The following is a 19,976-nucleotide window of genomic DNA, read 5'->3' as shown; positions in this document are numbered from 1 at the left end:
CATGATGATTCACCATAAATGGGCGCTTTTCCTCGGCGTTCTGCTAACGATTGGCCTGTCAGCCTGTTACGAAAAATTCGATCCGGAGAGCTATGCCCCCAGCGTTTCAATTGGCGGTTTTACCGCTTCCGGCGACATTGCCAAAGCCAACCTGGTGGCCTACTGGCCTTTTGACGGCGACTACGCGGACAAAGTGTCCAATACCGCCGGGGTCAACACCGGAACCACGTTTACCAACGGCCTGAAAGGGCAGGCCATGAAAGGGGCCCAAAAAGGCTACGTCCTGTTCGAACCAACCGACGCGATCCTCAAGCTGCAAAGCTTTACGCTGGGCTATTGGGTGAACTCCCCATCGACTACGGCGGCCGGGGGCATTATCGGGATGGTGGGGCTTTCCCAAAAAACCGCCTTCTGGGGGAATATCGAAACGTTTTTCGAGAACGGCGGAACAAATACCGACGGCATTTTCAAGGCGCACATCCAGAACGACTCCCTCGATACCTGGGTGGTCAAGGAAGGAATCGTGAATATATACAACACCTGGAACCACATTGCGCTGACGTACGACGCCCCCAGCTCGACATTCAATCTGTACATCAACGGGACGAAAGCGGCCACATCGACGGTGGCGAAATTTGGTGCCATCAAGTGGAAAAATCCCGGCAAACTGGTGTTTGGGACGGTGCAGTTCCAGACCGACCCCAGCCTGACCACGGCGGCCCAAACCCAGGACTGGGCCAGCTACCTGACCGGTTCGTTGGACGAAGTTCGGATTTATAATACGGCTTTGAAGGAGAATGAAATCAACGCCCTGGTGAAACTCGAATCCCGCGGAAAATGAGGCATGTCCCCCGATGCTAACGCAGAAGGCAGAAAGACCCCGGTTTTTCTGCCTTTTTTATTCGGTCGCGTGCTTATCTTCGTCCATGAAGAAATGGATTGGACTCCTTGCCGCTGTCTTTACGGCTTTTACCGCCCAGAGCCAGGCCCGAACGGATGCGTTCCTGGCCGGGCTATTGGCCCGAAATACCCACCCGGTTTTTCAGGAAGTGCTTCGCCATCCGGACACGTACCGGCTGCAAATTATCTATACCCGGATCGATCGGGACCGGAACAACGTTCCCACGTTTACCCACTATTATTTCCACGCCGACAGCACGGCCTACTTCAACCCGGCCTCGACGGTGAAACTCCCCCTGGCGCTGCTTTCGCTGGAAAAGCTGAACGATCTGAACAAACCGGGTGTCACCTCCCGGACCGCGATGCAGTTCGACAGTGCCCATCAGGGCCAGACGAAAGAATGGACCGACAACACCTCCGAAACCGGGTTGCCGTCGATTGCCCATTTTATTAAAAAAGCCTTTCTGGTGAGCGACAACGACGCCTACAGCCGTATGTATGAGTTTGTGGGCCAGGCCACCACCAACCGGACACTGCACGCCAAGGGATATGCCGACACCCGGATTACGCACCGTTTTGTGCGGATGACGCCCGAGGAAAACCGCCATACCAATCCGGTTCGTTTCATCCGGCCCGACGGCTCGCTGATTTACGCCCAGCCAGCGGCCTACAATTCGGATGCCTTCGATTTCCGGCGCACGGCCCAAATCGGGAAAGCGTACCGGACCAACCGGGATAGTCTGGTGCACGAACCCTTCGATTTTACGACGCGCAACAAATACCCACTCGAAGCCTTTCAGCAGACCCTGCAATCGGTCCTGTTCCCACTCTCGGTGCCGGAAAAACAACGGTTTCGTTTGACCCCTGCGGACTATGCGTTCCTGCACCAGTACCTCTCCCAGTTCCCGGGCGAGACGAATTACCCCAAGTACGACGCTACGCAGTACTACGACAGTTACGTCAAGTTCTTTTTTCGGGACAGTCTCCACCGCCAGTTGCCCGCGGGCGTCCGGGTGTTCAACAAAGTGGGCTGGGCTTACGGTTTTATGACCGATGCTTCGTACGTGGCCGATTTCAACAACCAGGTCGAATTTATGCTCGCGGCTACGCTTTACGTCAATAAAGATGAAATCCTGAACGACAACACCTACGAATACGATAGCGTGGCGCATCCGTTTCTGTACCAGCTCGGCCAAACGATCTACCAGCACGAACTGAAGCGGGAAAGAAAAAACCGCCCGAATTTGAAGGCATTCCAGCTTGTGTACGAAAACCGGGTAAACGATAACCGGCCCACAGTGAAGGATGTCGACAACTGAGGAAAATCCATCGGAGGCCATGCCTGAACCGGAAACATTGTCATTCAATAAGTTATACTCTACCCCTATCAAACCTATTGGTGAATTCCCTATATTCGAGTCTTACTTTTCCTTTGTCTGAACGTAAACACGCTATGAAAGCCAAAGACTACGATTTCGAAGAAAAATGGAAAGAGCTGGAAGAATCGAGTAAGGAGCTAAGCGGCACCATCGGGGCCGTTGTCGGAACAGTGGTGGGGGTATCGCTGCTCGGTCTGAGCGCTCCGGTTCTGTTTTTGAACAAGCGGGCCGCCGGCAAGGAAACGCAGGATGCCCTGAAGGAAATCGGCGCGACGGTCACGGAAAGAGCGGAATGGATGCGGGAATTTGGCCGGTTTGCCGGGAAAAAGTACGGTCCTAAAATTCTCGGTGCCATGCTGTTTGGGGTCGTGGGCGGAGCTGCCGGTCAGGAATAGAGTAGCTATTCCGGTGGAAAACCGTTACGGTTTCATCCTTTCGGCTCCCTGCCCAAAAACCGCTCTACATCCTGATCGGTATCCAGATCTACTTTGCCGGACGAAAACGGCACTTCTGCGCAGTCATCCGGGTGACTTTTGATGACGTTCCGGGCTCCCGTATCGCCTTCCAGACTCAACAGTTCGTGGATGTATTTCCGATCGAACAGGGCTGGAACGCCCAGGCTATCGGCATAACCGGCGGCCACAATCCCCTTACCGGTTTCCTGGTATACCTGCACCAGCTGCAACAGCAGCCCCCGATCGACATACGGCTGATCGGTGAGCAGAAACAGGACCGCGTCAATGTCTTTTCGGGTGAGGTACACGGCCGCCAGTCCGGTTTTTACGGACGACGAAAGGCCCTGCTCCCAATGCTGGTTATCGATAATGGTTACCGGCAAGCCGTCCAGTTCGGGCAACACCTGTTTTTTGTGAGCCCCCACCACCACGACTACCGGGCGTAGTTCGGTCGAAAGCGCCGTATCGACCACCCGCCGGAGCAACGTCTGCCCTTCCCATTCAATGAGTTGCTTGGGTTGATGATTCAGCCGGGAGGAACTGCCGGCGGCTAAAATGACGATGGCAATAGTCATACGAATCAGTTCGCACAGGTCAATCCATTCTCAAAGCCTGACAGGGTTTCCGGCTCGCCCCCGGCCAGCGAACTGATGCCCGGAACCGGCTGATGAATGGGTGCATTTTTAAATTTTAGCGGTTGTGCGGAGGTTTCCCGAAAAACCGCCTGAATCTCGGCCAGAATCGATAACGCAATTTCCGGCGGATTATCGGCCCCCACATCCAGGCCAACCGGCCAGAAAAGCCGGTTTTGGTCGGCGGGTTTCACCACCTCGGCCACTTCTTCGAGCAGCGCATCCCCCCGCTTTTTCGGCCCCAACAGCCCAATGTAGCGGATATCGGTTTGGAGCAACTCGCGCAAAACCGCCTTATCGTAGTTGAAATTGTGGGAAATCAGCACCGCAGCGGAATACCGGTCGATAGGAACCTGCTGGCGAATGTTGTCGCGCTGAACGGCCAGCAGTTCGTCTGCTTCCGCAAACCGCCGGGGTTGCAGGTGGGCCACGCAATCATCGGTTACCACGACCCGCCAGCCAATTTGCTTCGCCAGTTTGACCAGCGGAACCGCATCGTAGCCGCCCCCAAAAACCAGTAATTGAATGTCGGGCTTAAGCGCTTCCACGAACAAACCGGCCTCGTTCGGCAAAACCGTTTCAAAGGTCAGGGGCCGCCGTTCCTGCATCACGCGATCAAGAGTTTCGAGCGGATTTTCCGGATCGTTGGGATCGATGGCCTGAATCAGCACATCCAGAATGCCGTTGCAGCCCAGTCCAATGCCGAAGTTCTCGCCTTCCGGGTCCGTCGTGTCGTACGTCACCAGCCGCGCCCGTTGCGTTTGCATGACTTCGCGGGCCTTCCGCAACGCATCGCCTTCCAGACAGCCCCCGCTGATGGCTCCCACCCATTGCCCGTCGTCGGTGATGTACATCCGCGCGCCCGGTCGGCGGTATCCCGAACCGCTCAGCCCCACAACCGTTGCCAGGGCGGCTTTGCGTTGACTGAAATCGGTATTCCGGTAGGCCCGAATAAGCTGCTGAAATTCGTTGATCACGATTCGGAAAGATGGCTAATGGACAATGAGCGATGAATCTTTCTAAAATTACGCGAATTCATCGTTTATCGTCTATCAATCCTCATTTTTCTTCTGAAAGGCTTCCGGAGGATAGCCCACTTCGACCAGAAACAAACCGCTGGCGGGCGCTGACCGGCCCGCCTGGGTCCGGTCTTTGGCGAGTAGAATCCGTTCAAATTCAGCCAGCGTCATGCGCCCCTGCCCCACTTCCAGCATCGTTCCCACCAGCGTGCGGACCATGCCGTATAAAAACCGGTTGGCCTTGATGTGGAATGTCAACTGATCGCCTTCCACCAGCCACTCGGCCCGGTGAATGTCACAGCGAAAGTGTGAAACTTTCGTCCGGACCTTGCTAAAGCTCTCAAAATCGTCGTATTTGAACAACAAGCGGGCGGCTTCGTTCATGCTTTCTACGTCCAGCGTGGGCTGAAAAACGTACAGGAGCATATCGAGAAACGGGCTTTTCTGTTTGCGAATCCGGTACTGATAGTAGCGCGAAACCGCCGAAAACCGGGCGTGAACGCGGGGGCCAACCGGGAAAATGGTCTGGACGGCAATATCGGGTGGCAGGATACAGTTCAGGGCGTGAATAAAGGAATCCGTGAGCTCAAGGATCCTATCAATCTCAAAATGAGCAAATTGCTGTTCAGCATGAACCCCGGCATCCGTCCGGCCGCTCCCAATAATCGAAATCTTTTCCCGCAGCAGTGTACTCAGTTTTTGTTCGAGAACTTCCTGGACCGTAAGCCCGTTGGGCTGAATCTGCCAGCCTTTGTAAGCTGTTCCCCGGTACGAAAGCTGGATAAAATAGCGCATAGAATGCAAAAATAACGCCCCGCTGCGGAAAACCGCTGGAAACAAAATTCCGTATTCATCCGGCAGCAGGCTGAACGGATGAATACGGAATTTTCAGTTCAAAATCAGGCTTCCAGTTTGCGGCTCAGGGCGTTGTCGTACAGGTCTTTAGTGGTAGAAACCGCTAAAACCGACTCGCCATCGATCACAAAATGTTCATCGTTGACCGCCCCCAGGCGACTGAACGCCGTCTGGCTTTTCTGAAGCGCTTCCTCGAACTCGGCCTGTTTTTCGCGGGCCACCGACACCACGACCCGGCTCTGGCTTTCGCCAAACAGGAAGGCGTCTTTCCGGAACCGGCTGTCGGTTTCAATCGTAAAACCAAGATCCCCAGCCATGGCTGATTCAGCCAGCGCGACGAACAACCCGCCGTCGGAAATGTCGTGCGCCGAGACGATCAGTTTGTTTGTGATCAACCCTTTGACGGCCTGCTGCACGGCAAACTCCTCTTCCATCTCGAAAGCCGGGGCCGGCGATGCCTTCACCCCCCGGTACGAATACAGGTATTCGGACGAAGCAATATCGTCTTTCGACTGACCGACCAGATAAATCAAATCACCCGCCTGCCGGAACCGGAGCGTCATGCGGTTGTCGGGATCTTCCATCAAACCGAGCATTCCGATGGTCGGGGTCGGGAAAACCGGCCCTTCGTCGGAGCTTTGGTTGTAAAAACTGACGTTACCGCCCGTAACCGGCGTCGCAAACCGCTGGCAGGCTTCACCCATGCCTTTGACAGCCTCCACAAACTGCCAGTATACCTCGGGTACGTACGGATTGCCAAAATTCAGGTTGTTGGTCACCGCCAGTGGTTCGCCACCGGTGCAAACGATGTTGCGCGCGGCTTCGGCCACGGCGATTTTCGCGCCGGTGTTCGGATCGGCATTGACGTAGCGGCTGTTGCAATCGACCGTAATGACAATGGATTTATCGGTGGCCGGCAATCCGGTTCCCTTCACACTGACGACGGCGGCATCCGACGGAACGTTGGTGCTCCGGTTCGCCGTTCCCACCATCGAATCGTACTGCTCATACACCCAACGGCGCGAACAGATGTTCGGATGCGACAGCAGATGTTCGGCGACTTGCTTGAGCTCAGCCGCTTCCACATCCGGTACATCCGTAAGTTTAAATTTCTTAAACTCCTGGAAATAAGCCGGTTCTCGGTATTCGCGGTGGTATTGCGGAGCGCCCCCGCCCAGCACCAGATCGTGCGCCGGAACATCGGCCACCAGTTCGCCGTAGCGGTAGAAATGCAAACGACCGGTGTCCGTGACCGTTCCGATCTGTTCGCAATTCAAATCCCATTTATCAAAAATACCCTGAATAACGTCTTCTTTGCCTTTTTCAATCACCACCAGCATCCGCTCCTGTGATTCCGACAACAGGATTTCGAACGGGTCCATGTTCGGCTGGCGGGTCGGCACCTTATCGAGGTCGATGATCATTCCGTGTTCGCCCTTGGCGCTCATTTCGGAGGTGGAGCAGATGATTCCGGCCGCGCCCATGTCCTGAATACCAATCACATGGCCCGTGCCGATGATTTCCAAGGATGCCTCCAGCAGCAGTTTTTCCATGAACGGATCGCCCACCTGCACCGCCGGGAGTTTCTCGGTCGATTTGTCCGAAATATCCTCCGAAGCAAACGTCGCCCCGTGAATCCCGTCCTTGCCGGTCGCCGAGCCCACGATGAAAACCGGGTTGCCAACGCCGTACGAGGTCGCCTTGGCCACTTTGCCCACTTCGACAATTCCGGCCGAGAAGGCATTCACCAGCGGGTTGACGTTGTAGCAATCGTCGAAGTAAACCTCACCGCCCACGGTTGGAATCCCGAAGGCATTGCCATAATCGCCGATTCCTTTGACCACCCCTTTCAACAGCCGCCGGGTTTTGGGCAAATCCAGGTTTCCGAACCGCAGCGAATTCAGCTGCGCAATGGGCCGGGCGCCCATCGTGAAAATATCGCGGTTGATCCCGCCTACCCCCGTAGCGGCCCCCTGATAGGGCTCGATGGCCGAGGGGTGGTTGTGCGACTCGATTTTGAAACTACACGCCAGTCCATCGCCGATGTCCACCAAACCGGCGTTTTCTTCGCCGGCTTTCGCCAGCATCCGATCCGAATCACGGGGCAGGGTTTTCAGCCAGACAATCGAATTTTTGTAGGAGCAGTGCTCCGACCACATAACCGAGAAAATACTCAGTTCAGTAAAATTGGGTTTACGGCCCAGTATGGCAATAATGCGATCGTATTCGTCGGGAAGCAGGCCCAGTTTGCGGGCGGTTTCGAGCGTGGGTAAATGGTCGGTCGTTTCGGCAGACATGCGGATTGAGCAGAATGTTCGTACCACAAAGGTAAGGCTTTTCGTTCATTCGGGCCGAACGAATCCGCAATTCGGCCCGAATTCTCAAAAAAATGGTCTAAATTTCCCGCCAGTTTTTGCGAAACCCGGCGACTGACTTCCGCCTGTCAGGCCATTTCCTTTAATCCATCTGGACTTGTGATCCATCCCGAAGCCCAAATCCGAACGGTTGAGGTCATCCGTTACGTTACGCCCCTGCGCGAAGGCGGTTCCCTGCCCGCCATCGTTGAAGCGGACGACGATTTTTTGTACGTGCTGAAATTCCGGGGAGCCGGACAGGGCGTGAAGGCCCTCATTGCCGAACTGATTGCCGGGGAACTGGCGCGGGCACTCGGTTTTCGGATTCCCGAAATTGTGTTCGCGGTTCTTGATCCGGCCCTGGCCCGCACCGAGCCTGACGAAGAAATTCAGGATTTGCTCCGGGCCAGCGGTGGGCTGAACCTGGGGCTGCATTTTCTGTCACGCGCCCTCACCTTCGACCCGATACTGAATACCGTCAGCGCCCGGCTGGCTTCCCAAATCGTCTGGTTCGACTGTTTCATCACGAACGTAGACCGCACCGCCCGCAACACCAACCTGCTGATGTGGCATAAGGAATTGTGGCTGATCGATCACGGCGCTTCGCTTTATTTTCACCACGCGGGTCTTAACTGGGAAGAGCAGGCGAAAAAACCATTCGGAGCCATTAAGGATCATGTTTTGTTACCCGGGGCCACTGAACTCGACGCCGTTGATGCCGAATTTCGCCAGATCCTGACACCGGCGGTCATTCAATCCATTGTGGAGCTGGTCCCCGACGAATGGCTGGTTAGTGACGATCCGTCCGGGTCCGTAGCCGAACGACGCCGGATGTATAGCGGTTTTCTGGAAAGCCGCCTGGCCCATTCCGAAATCTTTGTCAAAGAAGCGCAGCATGCCAAAGCACGTATTTGAATACGCCGTGATTCGCGTCGTGCCGCGCGTCGAACGCGAGGAATTCCTGAATGTGGGTGTTATTGTTTACTGCCCGGCGCAGGGCTTTCTGCAAACGGCTTTTGACCTCAACGAAAACCGGCTGCGGGCGTTTTGCCACGATCTGGATTGCACCGAACTGGAAGCGCGGCTGCGGGTGTTCCAGAAAATCTGCGCGGGTCGACAGGAAGGCGGGCCGATTGGGCAGTTGCCGATGGCCGCCCGGTTTCGCTGGCTGGCCGCCAACCGCAGCACCATCGTCCAGACCTCGCCCATGCACACCGGTTTGTGCGACGATGCGGCCGAAACCCTGCAGAAGTTGCTGGAGCAGTTGGTCCTTTAACGGGTTCCCTGTTGCGCCAACTGCTCCAGTTTCATCACCAGCTTCACCATTTCCCGGGTTTCCGGCGAATTGCCCAGGCGAAGAAAAACCGGCCCGTCGCCGGGCTCGAACACGAGTTGAAATTTCAACCAGGGACAGCACAGCCGCTCGAACTGAATGAATTCCATCAATTCCGCGTAAAGCCCCCGATCCGGTTTCTGAAAAACCAGGTCGTAGCTCGTTGCGTGTTCCACCAATTGCGTTACTTTTTTGAACAGCGTCTGGTGCAGTTCATTCATCCGCCGGACTTGGTCGGGAGCCGTCAGCTGGCAGGCCAGCGCAATCTTCGCTTTCAATGTTACCGGATGGTTCATACAGTTGGGAGGGGTAAATGGCTCGAAACAGATGAACAACCGGATTGCGGAAACGGTTTCAGGAAACCGGGTCGTTATTCTTCGGTCTTCTTGTTAATACGATGTGGGGCAATCCTGTTTATAGCCCGTTATAAGATACCGATCCGGCTCATTGCTCCTGATTAAGATACGAATCACGTAGTTGAGATGACCTTCCGCATCAAAAATGTATTGGTAATCCAGCCGAGCGTTCCCGTCCCGGTCATATTCTTTAATCATTTTATTCTGATTCGGTTTGCCCAAATAGGGGAAAAGGGTAGGAATTGGGTTTGGTGCCGTTACGTCAAATTCATAATCGGTTGTCCGCGGTGGCAGTCCGTCGAAACCTCCGCCCGGCTTAGCCGTCCAGACCCTTTTAATCGTATTCCCATTCTGAAGGGTATACGTATGTGTATAGCTCTCAAACCGCTCTTCGGTCACATAGCCGTTGGTATAGGTAATGTTGTCGCGGATGGCCACCCCGTCACTGTTCAGATTATAAACCTGCGTGGTTACCAAGGTGTCCGGAAACGTTTTCATCCACTGCTTGTAGACATCGGTTACTTTATTGGGAGCATAGGAGTATTCATGAATAAAGATGCCATTGGAAAGACTCCGCCCACTTGTGTGGGAACGTTTAACCCGTCCATCCGGGCCATACGTATAGTGTGTTGAGTATTCAGGGCCGCCAACGGCATAGTTACTACCATTGATCGTGATTATATCCATTACCGGAAAGGTCGTAAAAAGCCCCGTCACGATATCGCCAATGTTAACGGTCTGCCCATTCGGGATTTTATAGTAATCAAGCTCGTAGTTGATCTCACGCACTTCACACGAACTGGATTGCGGAACGATATGATCCTTTAACGAACAGGACCCAAACAGAAGCACAAAGCCGAAGCCTAACAGGGAACGGAGACGGAGTTGCATGACAGGAACGGTTTAATGGTAGGAAATGGATTTAACTCCTATGACACCTCTCACCTGCAAACCGTTGTAAATGATTGAAATTAATTATTTTACAACGATTTTTCGCCCTCCGGTTTACGTCCAGAACTCCCGATCTGATTTCGGAGAGAATACCGGGAATTTATGCGCGGAGACCCAATCCAATACTGACGAAAAACGCGTATCTTCGGGCAGAAACCCCTTCGTCGATCTGCCATGCGAAAAGCCGCCGGTTTTGGGCTGATTCTGATTGCCTTCGCGTTTGTGTATATGTCCGTTCAGGTGTACGCGAACGACGAAGCGATGCGGGCCATCAACGAATACGGCTGGATGGCCGTGGTCGCCAAGATTGGCAGCGTCATCCTGTTTACGTACCTGGCTTTTGTGGCGTTGCGAAGGGGGATCGCCCTGATTCGGGAAGAATAGCTAATCGGCCGCACGATGATGAAACGTTTCCTTCTGGGCTTAATCGTAAGCTGGCCGTTGGTGAGCCCCGGCCAGTGCGTCGTGACGGAGGATCGCCAGAAACGAGTCGTCACCATTTGCGAAACCTACGTCCCCCCCAGCGGTCTGTTGATCAACCGCCCGGATCGGAAGCAGGTACTGGCGCAGACGACCTACCTGGGTAGCGAATACCTCACCTACCCGGTTTGGCAAAACGGCAGTCTGGAATTGGCAAATCACCGAAATTCCATTCCGTGCCGGATTGCTTTCAACCTGATGACCCGGCAGGTGCTTTGCCAGTTCGAAGGCGATTCGGTGGTCCGCGTCGTAATGCCGGATGCGTTCACGATCAACGGGATGCATTTCGTAAGTTTGCCCGAAAACAAAACCGAACGGATTTATTACCGGGTGCTGTACGCGGGTAAAACCCGGTTACTGGCCCAGTATAAATGCAGCATCCGGCGCGTCAGCAACGAACCGTATGCCGCCGAGCAGGCCTTCGACGGCACTTATTTTACCCAGAAAAGTTTCTACCTTCAGCGCGACAACCAACGGCTCCGGCGCATCGGTTTATCCCGAAAATCCCTCATCAACGCCCTGGATGTTGCGCCGGGAACACTGCCGGCCTACCTCACCAAAAAGAAAATGAATGTGCACGACCTGGTGGCTGCCGTGGCGTATTACGATGGTTTTCAGTAGCCAAGCGGTTTTTCGGCTTGTGGGTTCATTCTGCTGACTTCCCGGCGGGGCAGTCTTTCCATCCACAACTTAATTCACACAGTTTCTGAAAATTTTGCTATGCGACTGGGCTAAATCCGTATTTTTGCGGCATTATGGAAGAAGCAAAACCGACTCAGGCTCCGGCCACCTCGCTGCAAGACATTATCTCCCACGCTAAAGAATACGGTTTCGTGTTCCCGTCCAGTGAAATTTATGACGGATTACAGGCTGTTTACGACTACGGTCAGAACGGCGTGGAACTAAAAAATAACCTCAAAACGGTCTGGTGGAAAGCCATGACCCAGGTCCACGAAAATGTGGTGGGCATCGATGCCGCCATTTTCATGCACCCGCTGACCTGGAAAGCCTCGGGGCACGTCGATTCGTTCAACGACCCGATGATCGATAACAAGGATTCCAAAAAACGCTACCGCGCCGATCAGTTGCTCGAACTGAAAGCGGAAGAATACGCGGCCAATGGGGAGGCCGAGAAAGGCCACGCCCTGCTGGTTGAAATGGGCCGGCTGCTCGATGCGGGCGACCTCAATGGTGTTCGGGAGCTGATCATCAGCGAAGGCATCGTTGACCCGATTTCCAAAACCGCCAACTGGACCGAAGTCCGGCAGTTTAACCTGATGTTTTCGACGCAGGTGGGCTCCGTGGCCGAAGACGCCAGTCTGATTTACCTGCGCCCCGAAACCGCCCAGGGGATTTTCGTTAACTTTCTGAACGTGCAGAAAACCGGCCGGATGAAAATTCCGTTCGGCATTGCGCAGATTGGCAAGGCGTTCCGGAACGAGATCGTGGCCCGGCAGTTTACATTCCGGATGCGGGAGTTCGAGCAGATGGAAATGCAGTTTTTTGTGCGCCCCGGCACCGAAATGGAATGGTACGAAAAGTGGAAAGAAACCCGGCTGAAGTTCCACCGGGCTGTTGGTCTGCCCGCCGAAAAGCTGAAATTCCACGTTCACGAAAAACTGGCGCACTACGCCAATGCCGCCGTCGATATCGAATTTAAATTCCCGTTTGGTTTCCGCGAAATCGAGGGTATTCACTCCCGCACCGATTTTGACCTGAAAAGCCACCAGGAACTGAGCCGCAAAAAGCAGCAATATTTCGATAACGATCTCGACGAAAACGGCAAACCGTACGGCAACTACATTCCGTACGTCGTCGAAACCTCCGTCGGTGCCGACCGGCTGTTTCTGGCGGTTTTCTGCAATGCCTACACGGAAGAAGTGGTTGGCGAAGGCGAAACCCAGAAAACCCGGACCTACCTGAAACTGCACCCGGCACTGGCCCCGGTGAAAGCCGCCATTTTTCCGCTCGTCCGGAAAGACGGTTTGCCCGAAAAAGCACAGGAGATTGTGAAACAACTGCGCAGTGAATTCCGCGTCATCTACGAAGAGCGCGACGCCATCGGTAAACGGTATACGCGGCAGGATCTGATCGGAACCCCGTTCTGTATCGCCGTTGATTACCAGACACTGGAAGACGATACGGTGACGATCCGGTATCGCGACACCACCGAACAGGTCCGGGTTCCGATCAGCGAGCTGAAAAGCCGCATCGGTCAGGAAGTTTCCATCGAGCGGATTCTGGAGCAACTATAGGTTACTTTCGTACCCACGGACCGGCAGGCGTTCGTCCGTGGGTACTCATACCGATGAAAATGGCCCTCGATACCCTCGTTGAGCAGGACTTCCGACGCGTCTGGGCCGGTTTCGACCGGCGGTTATTCAACACGCTGAGTCCGCCGTTTCCGCCCGTCCGGGTCGTTCGGTTCGACGGTTGTTTACGGGGCGATACGGTGCATCTGCAACTGAATTTCCTGTTTTTCAGGCAGGACTGGATCAGCCGGATCATCGATCAGCAGGAAACCGGGCAGGAAATCTATTTCATTGACGAGGGCACGAAACTGCCCTTTTTTCTTTCGTACTGGCAGCACAAACACCGGATTATCCGACACGGAAGCCAGACCCGGATTGTCGATGAAATCACCTATCGGACCCCGACCCGGTTTACGGATTTTCTGCTGTATCCCGTACTGTACGGTTTGTTTGCGTACCGAAAACCCGTTTACAAACGGTATTTCCACGGCTGACGGGGTAAGAGTTGCCATCGGAATCCGCAAGTCGTGCCCCAATCATCGCCTTATCGCCGTAAAACTGCCCGGATTCGGAATTTTCTCCTATTTTTGTTACCGTTCACCCCCGTATAGATTCCCATTAAAATCTTCTTCGTCATCTGAATGAAACTAAATATCACTACCAAGATTGTCATCGGCTTTACGCTGGGTGTCATCATCGGTCAAATTTTACACAGTACTTCCGACCCGGCAACCGCGGCAGAAATTGGCAATAAATTCCAGATTGTCAGCAAAGTATTCCTGAAACTCATTAAAATGATTGTTGGACCGCTGGTGTTTTCCACGCTGGTGGTCGGGATTGCCAAGCTCGGCGACTTCAAGGTGGTCGGTCGGATTGGCATCAAAACGCTCGGTTATTTTTACTTTGCCACCATTCTGTCGCTGGTCGTTGGTCTGGTGGTCGTGAATATTACCCGGCCCGGAACCATTCAGAGCTGGCCCCGCCCGGCTTCCGGCACCAGTATTGGTATCGAAGGCAAGAAGCTCAACAGCGTCGAAGAATTTATTCTGCACATTTTCCCGGATAGTGCGTTCCGGGCGCTGGCCGAGAACGAAATTCTGCAAATCGTCGTCTTTTCGCTGTTTTTCGGTATTGCATTAGGGGCCATTGGTGAAAAGGGGAAAGGATTGATGAAAGCCCTCGATGCCCTCAGTGAACTGGTTTTCAAGATGGTGGGCTACGTGATGCAACTGGCTCCCTACGCGGTTTTGGGCGCGATGACCGCCGTTGTTGCCGCCAAAGGGCTCGAAATTCTGGTCTCCTACGCCTACCTGCTGCTGTGTTTCTACGGGGGATTGCTGTTCTTTGTATTTGTTATTTTGGCCGGTATTTGCACCTTCATGCGCATCCCGTTCTTTAAGCTGCTGGCCCAGATGAAAGAATCGCTGCTGCTGTCGTTCAGTACGGCCAGTTCGGAGGCTTCGCTTCCCCAGCAGATTAAAGCCCTTGAAAAGTTCGGCATTTCGCCCCGGATTATCGGATTTGTGCTGCCACTAGGCTACTCGTTCAACCTCGATGGATCGATGATGTACATGACCTTTGCAACCGGTTTTCTGGCGCAGGCCTACGGGGTGACGCTCACGCTCGAACAGCAGATTCTGATGCTGCTCACCTTGATGGTCACCTCCAAAGGGATTGCGGGCGTTCCGCGGGCGTCGCTGGTGGTCATTGCCGGCACGATGGCGATGTTCGATTTGCCACCGGAAGGACTCGCCCTGATTCTGGGGGTCGATCCCTTTCTGGACATGGGCCGTTCGGCCACCAGCGTGGCGGGTAATGCCGTAGCGACCTGTGTCATTTCCAAGTGGGAAGGCGATTTTGTCAAACCCGCCGACCCAATTGCGGTGGAAGATTGACCGCTTACACAAAAGGTAGTTACGAAAATGTAACATTTTTGGCTTGCAGTTGGATTTATTGTCTTGCATTCCGTAGGTTGGGCTGTTTTTCAAATCCTTACCTTCCATTTTTATGCAACCCACATTCAATCCACCTTCAACCCAGGTGAAAGCAGACCCGCTGCAACGTTTTCTGGCGGCCCTGATCGATGGTCTTGTAACGTACATTCCGTTTTTCATTTTCACCTTCATCAGTTACCGGCTCGCCATGCTGGGCTGGGTCTTTATGCTGGGTTATCAACTCACGAAAGACGCTCTGCCCGAAGTCGGCGGTTTTCTGGGTGGTCAAAGCATCGGCAAAAAGCTGATGAACATTAAAGTTATTCGGGAAGATACCGGACAGGGCATTCTGGGCGACTACGGCACGGCCATCGTCCGGCAAGTCTCGCTGATGATCCCGATTTTTGGAATTATCGATGCCATCATGGTATTGGGCGACGAGCGAAAGCGATTCGGTGATAAATGGGCTAAAACAATCGTCGTCAAAGCCTGATAGTTTAAAAAGCGAAGGGCTGCGGTTGGATAACCGCAGCCCTTCGCTTTTTAATGGAATACGAGAGATAGGATCGTTATTGTATTTTCAGAATTCACTTTTCCCTAATTTACACCGCAAAACCGCCTTCGCGCCCATTTGTCCAAAAAGCTCCTCCGTTTAACCAGGCGGTTTTATCTTCGTGTCTAATCCATTTTATGTAGCGGCTTTTTAACCTATCTATGAATATTCTGGAAACCCGCCATATTGTCAAACAATATGCGCAACACCGGGCATTGGATGATGTCAGCATCGATATTCCACGCGGTCAGATTTTTGGCCTCCTGGGTCCAAACGGCGCCGGAAAAACCTCCCTCATTCGCATTATCAACCAGATTACCGGCCCCGACCAGGGCGAGGTTTTTTTTGATGGAAAACCGCTCGGCCAGGAACACATCCGCCGGATCGGTTACTTACCCGAAGAACGGGGGCTGTATAAGAAGATGAAAGTGGGCGAACAACTGCTGTATCTGGCCCAACTGAAGGGGCTGAGCGAACGGCAGGCGATGGATAAACTGCGGGATTGGTTCGTCAAATTCGACATCAAAACCTGGTGGACCAAAAACGTGGAAGACCTCTCGAAGGGAATGCAGCAGAAAATTCAGTTTGTGGCCACGGTCATGCACGAGCCGGATCTGATCATCCTCGATGAACCCTTCTCCGGTTTCGACCCCATCAACGCCAACCTGATCAAGGATGAAATTCTGGAATTGCGGCAAAAAGGCAGCACCATTATTTTTTCCACCCATCGGATGGAATCCGTGGAAGAACTTTGCGACCATATCGCCCTGATCAACCGTGCCAAAAAAGTGCTCGATGGGCCCAAAAAAGCAATCAAGGAACAATTCAAAACCAACACCTACCACGTTGAGTACCAGGGCGTTTTAAACGCCCTGAATCCCGCTTATACAGTTTTGGACACCAAACCACTCGAAGACGGTTTTCACCGGGCCAACATCAGGATTCCGGCCGGTTCCGCCGTCAACGATCTGGTCCGCGACCTGATCGATCATGTTGCGGTCCGCTCGTTTGGCGAGAATATTCCGTCCATGAATGATATCTTTATCAAAGCCGTCGGCGAAATTCCAACCACTTAACTAATTGTGAATGAGCGATTGAGTGAATGAGTGAATCGCTTCGCTGGAAGCAAAAAATGGCGGTACTATTCACTCAATCGCTCATTCATCCACGCATGACACTATGAAAACAATTTTCCTCATTCTCAAACGCGAATACCTTGTCCGGGTCAAGAAGAAATCCTTTCTGATCATGACCTTCGTGACGCCCCTGCTGGTTTCCTGCCTCTGGCTCGTTCCCATTATTTTCGCCATGCGGGACATCGACCAGAAGAAAGTCGAAGTAATCGACGAAACCGGGCAGTTCGAAAAGGCGTTCAAAGACACCAAAGAACTGGTTTTCAAGCCCGTCCAAGGTTCTGTCGATCAGGCCAAGAAAGAGTTTGGCAAAAGTGGCTACGACGTCCTGGTGCACATCCCGAAGAATATTCTGGAGAATCCCAAAAGCCTGAAAATTTACGCCGAAAAGAACGTGAGCCTGGAGGTGAAACGCGGCATTGAAAACGCCGTGGAACAGGAAATCGAAAACATCCGTCTGCTAAACGCCGGAATTGACCGCAAGGTGCTGGAAAGCACGAAAGCCAATGTGTCATCGGATACCTACAGCCTGAGCGAAGAAGGGGAACGGGACAGCAGTTCGGGCGCGGCCACCGGCATCGGCTATTTCTGCGCATTCGTGATTTACATCGCCATTTTTATTTACGGGGTGCAGGTGATGCGGGGGGTGATGGAAGAAAAAACCAACCGCATCGTCGAAGTGATCATTTCTTCCGTCAAACCGTTTCAATTGATGGCAGGCAAAATTACCGGCGTCGCTCTGGTCGGTCTGACGCAGTTTTTGCTCTGGATTCTGCTGACCTTCGGGATTTCCTCCGTGGTATCGAATCTGATCGGCCAGAGCGTCGGACCGCAGCAACGGGTGGAGATGATGACCCGGGAACCCGCTCAAAACCAGGCGGTAGCCACTGAAAAACCCAAGAAGGAACAGACGGGCAACAACCCGATGGGGGCCGTCATGAAGGCCATCAGTACGCTGGACATTCCGCTGATCATCGGCTGTTTTCTGATTTACTTCATCGGTGGCTACCTGATTTACAGTGCCTTATTCGCGGCTGTCGGCTCAGCGGTGGATAGCGACACGGACGTGCAGCAGTTCATGTTCCCGATCACGATTCCGCTGGTGCTGGCATTCATCATGGCGCAGTTTGTGATTCGTGAACCCGATGGCGCGGTGGCCTTCTGGATGTCGATGATTCCGTTCACCTCGCCCATCATCATGATGGTCCGGATTCCGTTTGGCGTACCATTCTGGGAAATTGCGGTTTCGGTGCTGCTGCTGATCGGCGGTTTTCTCGGCACAGCCTGGCTGGCCGCGCGGATCTACCGCGTGGGCATCCTGATGTACGGCAAAAAACCGTCCTACAAGGAACTGGTGAAATGGCTGTTTTATAAAGTGTAGGCTGGAAGGTTTTTGATGCTGGATGCTAGATACTGGATTCTTGATACTAGATGCTGGATGCTGGAGTAGTTAGCCAAATTCCAGGCACATCCAGTATCAAAAACCATCCAGCATCAAAACCTTCCAGCATCTAGTATCAAGAATCATCAAGCATGCAGCATCAAAACAACCCTGCTACCAATCGATTTTCAGGTATTTAGCCAGGTTTTAAACGAGTCGGCACGCTCCCGGCTGACCGACACTTCCTCGTCCGACGGGCGATGTTTCAGCCAGATGCGAAGCCGGCCGTTGAAATACGGTTCGATGCGTTCGATGGCCGACAAATGCGTAATGTATTTCCGATTTACGCGAAAAAACAGGCGCGGGTCCAGTTTGCCTTCCAGTTCATCCAGCGTCTCATCGACAATATATTTCCGGTTTTGGCTGGTGATCAGAAAGACCACCTTGTCGTCGGCGTAGAGGTAGAGAATCTCGGATGTTTCGACCACATCAAACCGCCCACCTTGTTTGATTAGAAACCGGTTTTTATACGTAACCGGCTTAATTCCAAACTCTTCCAGCATTTTTACGAGATTTTCCGATGTATCGGAAGGCCCTACACCATTTTGCCGCTGGTGCCGGAATTTTTCAATGGCTTTCGCCAGTTCTTCCTGTTCGATGGGTTTCAGCAGGTAATCAACACTGTTGACCTTGAAGGCCCGTAAGGCGTACTCATCGTAAGCCGTCGTAAAAATAACCGGCGTCTTGACATCCACTTGCTGAAACACTTCAAAGCTCAGTCCGTCAGCCAGTTGAATATCCATCAGCAGCAGATCCGGTGCCGGATTGGTTTGCCACCAGCGGACGAAAGCCCGAACCGTATCAATTTTTGCCAGAATTTCGGCATCAGGTGCTACCTCCCGGATCAACCCCTCCATTCGCTTGACGGCCAGCGGCTCGTCTTCCACAATAACAATTTTCATTTCCGTAATCAATTTCCAACCGAACGGTGGGCCGCCGGTTCCAGTAAAGGCAGTTTAACAATAAATTCACGGTCGGTCTGATCGATCGCAACCGGTCGATCAGCGGCCAATTGGGTGTACCGGTTTTGCAGGTTTTTCAGGCCAATCCCGGTCGAATCCGTGCGTAACCGGCTTTTGGGTTGAAACGAATTGGCCACCACCAGGCAATCTTTTTCGGTGAAAATCCGAATGCAGAGCGGTTTTTCCAGCGAACACTCGTTATGTTTCACCACGTTTTCGAGCAAGGTCAATAAACCCTGCGTCACGATCTGGCGGTTTCGGTCGTCTTCGGACAGCGCAACGGAATACCGAAAACTTTCGCCAAACCGCATCTGATTGATAAATAGGTACGATTCGGCGACTTTCAGCTCCGTCGCCAGTTCAATCGTATTCTGCTCGGAATGCTGCAAACTGTACCGAAACACCTTCGAGAGCCGCTCGACAAACTGCACGGATTTGCCGGTATCTTCCGGAATTAACGCACTCAGAATGTTGAGTGAATTAAACAGAAAGTGCGGATTGACCTGGTTTTTCAGCGATTCAAACTCGGCTTTCAGGACGGCCTGTTTCAGCCCTTCTTCCATCAGCAGCAGGGCTTTCCAGCGTTGCACGAACGATTTCAGCGAATACACGGCCGTGATGCCCGCCGTGATCAGGGCAAATAACCCGCCGATCGAACAATAGTCGATTGGGCGAAAGTCGACATTTCCGAACCAGTCGAGGCTCAGGGTGGCGATAAAACCGGTCATGGCGGCCAGAATACCGCTCGAGGTAACCGTCAGCGAAACCAGTTTCTGGGGGGAGAGCTGCTCCGCCGAATGATTCAGAATATAGGGGATGAACCAGGATAAAGCACTGTAAATCAACAAGCCGCTCCCAATGACGATCCCGATAATAATCCATTTCATCTCGTACGGAATCGTCGAATCGGTGGACAGCAAACCGTATATCAGCAGCAGCAGCAAACTCAACAGAATACACAATCGCAGTTTATTTCTCATGGGGGTC

At 53.2% G+C, this 19,976-nt stretch carries 21 protein-coding genes; 13 read left to right on the top strand and 8 right to left on the bottom strand.

The genetic code is table 11. The features are described from left to right. Position 1: 1 nt before the first annotated feature. The 3 genes from ACFPMF_RS01055 (at position 2) to ACFPMF_RS01045 (ending at position 2,674) form a co-directional block, all read left to right on the top strand. Positions 2-841, top strand: a complete 840-nt coding sequence (locus tag ACFPMF_RS01055; protein WP_379840568.1) for a LamG domain-containing protein — start codon at positions 2-4, stop codon at positions 839-841. 85 nt (positions 842-926) lie between these two features. Beyond that, positions 927-2,219 (top strand): serine hydrolase, encoded by a 1,293-nt coding sequence (locus ACFPMF_RS01050; protein WP_379840566.1) that lies wholly within the window; start codon positions 927-929, stop codon positions 2,217-2,219. A 134-nt stretch (positions 2,220-2,353) separates the two neighbouring features. Further along, positions 2,354-2,674, top strand: a complete 321-nt coding sequence (locus ACFPMF_RS01045) for a hypothetical protein (RefSeq protein WP_379840565.1) — start codon at positions 2,354-2,356, stop codon at positions 2,672-2,674. A gap of 32 nt (positions 2,675-2,706) precedes the next feature. Here the strand turns inward: ACFPMF_RS01045 and ACFPMF_RS01040 are convergent, their stop codons facing one another. From ACFPMF_RS01040 to purL, 4 genes are all read right to left on the bottom strand, one after another. Further along, positions 2,707-3,309: a nucleotidyltransferase family protein gene (locus ACFPMF_RS01040; protein ID WP_379840564.1), complete on the bottom strand. Its 603-nt coding sequence runs from the start codon at positions 3,307-3,309 to the stop codon at positions 2,707-2,709. 5 nt (positions 3,310-3,314) lie between these two features. Further along, on the bottom strand, positions 3,315-4,343 hold the full coding sequence (locus ACFPMF_RS01035) for an XdhC family protein (protein ID WP_379840563.1): 1,029 nt from the start codon (positions 4,341-4,343) through the stop codon (positions 3,315-3,317). Between the two features lie 75 nt (positions 4,344-4,418). After that, complete coding sequence (gene truA / locus ACFPMF_RS01030) at positions 4,419-5,180, bottom strand: tRNA pseudouridine(38-40) synthase TruA (protein ID WP_379840562.1); 762 nt, start codon at positions 5,178-5,180, stop codon at positions 4,419-4,421. Between the two features lie 104 nt (positions 5,181-5,284). Next, positions 5,285-7,537: a phosphoribosylformylglycinamidine synthase subunit PurL gene (gene purL / locus ACFPMF_RS01025; RefSeq protein ID WP_379840561.1), complete on the bottom strand. Its 2,253-nt coding sequence runs from the start codon at positions 7,535-7,537 to the stop codon at positions 5,285-5,287. Between the two features lie 177 nt (positions 7,538-7,714). Between purL and ACFPMF_RS01020 the strand changes: the two genes are divergently transcribed. Both ACFPMF_RS01020 and ACFPMF_RS01015 read left to right on the top strand, forming a co-directional pair. Beyond that, entirely contained in the window at positions 7,715-8,509 is a 795-nt protein-coding gene (locus tag ACFPMF_RS01020; RefSeq protein ID WP_379840560.1) for a HipA family kinase, read from the top strand. Beyond that, positions 8,490-8,870 carry a DUF3037 domain-containing protein gene (locus ACFPMF_RS01015; RefSeq protein ID WP_379840559.1) on the top strand — a complete coding sequence of 127 codons (381 nt, stop codon included), beginning with the start codon at positions 8,490-8,492 and terminating at the stop codon, positions 8,868-8,870. Before ACFPMF_RS01020 ends, ACFPMF_RS01015 begins: the two co-directional genes overlap by 20 nt. Here the strand turns inward: ACFPMF_RS01015 and ACFPMF_RS01010 are convergent. Both ACFPMF_RS01010 and ACFPMF_RS01005 read right to left on the bottom strand, forming a co-directional pair. Beyond that, positions 8,867-9,223: a hypothetical protein gene (locus tag ACFPMF_RS01010; protein ID WP_379840558.1), complete on the bottom strand. Its 357-nt coding sequence runs from the start codon at positions 9,221-9,223 to the stop codon at positions 8,867-8,869. The two genes, ACFPMF_RS01015 and ACFPMF_RS01010, sit on opposite strands and share 4 nt — an antisense overlap. A gap of 93 nt (positions 9,224-9,316) precedes the next feature. Beyond that, complete coding sequence (locus tag ACFPMF_RS01005; protein ID WP_379840557.1) at positions 9,317-10,174, bottom strand: hypothetical protein; 858 nt, start codon at positions 10,172-10,174, stop codon at positions 9,317-9,319. 234 nt (positions 10,175-10,408) lie between these two features. On the opposite strand from ACFPMF_RS01005, the gene ACFPMF_RS01000 reads away from it, so the two are divergent. From ACFPMF_RS01000 to ACFPMF_RS00965, 8 genes are all read left to right on the top strand, one after another. Next, the gene (locus tag ACFPMF_RS01000; RefSeq protein ID WP_379840556.1) at positions 10,409-10,618 is read left to right on the top strand and encodes a hypothetical protein; all 210 of its coding nucleotides are present in this window, start codon (positions 10,409-10,411) and stop codon (positions 10,616-10,618) included. An 18-nt stretch (positions 10,619-10,636) separates the two neighbouring features. Further along, entirely contained in the window at positions 10,637-11,335 is a 699-nt protein-coding gene (locus ACFPMF_RS00995; RefSeq protein WP_379840555.1) for a hypothetical protein, read from the top strand. 134 nt (positions 11,336-11,469) lie between these two features. After that, positions 11,470-12,969, top strand: a complete 1,500-nt coding sequence (locus tag ACFPMF_RS00990; RefSeq protein ID WP_379840554.1) for a glycine--tRNA ligase — start codon at positions 11,470-11,472, stop codon at positions 12,967-12,969. 53 nt (positions 12,970-13,022) lie between these two features. Beyond that, positions 13,023-13,460 carry an SRPBCC family protein gene (locus ACFPMF_RS00985; RefSeq protein ID WP_379840553.1) on the top strand — a complete coding sequence of 146 codons (438 nt, stop codon included), beginning with the start codon at positions 13,023-13,025 and terminating at the stop codon, positions 13,458-13,460. 147 nt (positions 13,461-13,607) lie between these two features. Then, positions 13,608-14,861, top strand: coding sequence for a dicarboxylate/amino acid:cation symporter (locus ACFPMF_RS00980; protein ID WP_379840552.1), 1,254 nt, complete (start codon positions 13,608-13,610; stop codon positions 14,859-14,861). A 112-nt stretch (positions 14,862-14,973) separates the two neighbouring features. Continuing rightward, positions 14,974-15,393, top strand: coding sequence for an RDD family protein (locus ACFPMF_RS00975; protein WP_379840551.1), 420 nt, complete (start codon positions 14,974-14,976; stop codon positions 15,391-15,393). A 221-nt stretch (positions 15,394-15,614) separates the two neighbouring features. Continuing rightward, entirely contained in the window at positions 15,615-16,529 is a 915-nt protein-coding gene (locus ACFPMF_RS00970; RefSeq protein WP_379840550.1) for an ABC transporter ATP-binding protein, read from the top strand. 103 nt (positions 16,530-16,632) lie between these two features. Next, complete coding sequence (locus ACFPMF_RS00965; RefSeq protein WP_379840549.1) at positions 16,633-17,967, top strand: ABC transporter permease; 1,335 nt, start codon at positions 16,633-16,635, stop codon at positions 17,965-17,967. A 188-nt stretch (positions 17,968-18,155) separates the two neighbouring features. Here the strand turns inward: ACFPMF_RS00965 and ACFPMF_RS00960 are convergent, their stop codons facing one another. Together ACFPMF_RS00960 and ACFPMF_RS00955 are read right to left on the bottom strand one after the other, a co-directional pair. Next, entirely contained in the window at positions 18,156-18,929 is a 774-nt protein-coding gene (locus ACFPMF_RS00960; protein ID WP_379840548.1) for a LytR/AlgR family response regulator transcription factor, read from the bottom strand. A gap of 8 nt (positions 18,930-18,937) precedes the next feature. Continuing rightward, positions 18,938-19,969 (bottom strand): sensor histidine kinase, encoded by a 1,032-nt coding sequence (locus ACFPMF_RS00955; RefSeq protein WP_379840547.1) that lies wholly within the window; start codon positions 19,967-19,969, stop codon positions 18,938-18,940. Positions 19,970-19,976 lie beyond the last annotated feature (7 nt).

It is taken from the genome of Larkinella bovis, from assembly GCF_042655385.1.
GTDB classification, from domain to species: Bacteria; Bacteroidota; Bacteroidia; order Cytophagales; family Spirosomataceae; genus Larkinella; species Larkinella bovis.
This window is presented reverse-complemented; position numbering and strand designations above follow the sequence as displayed.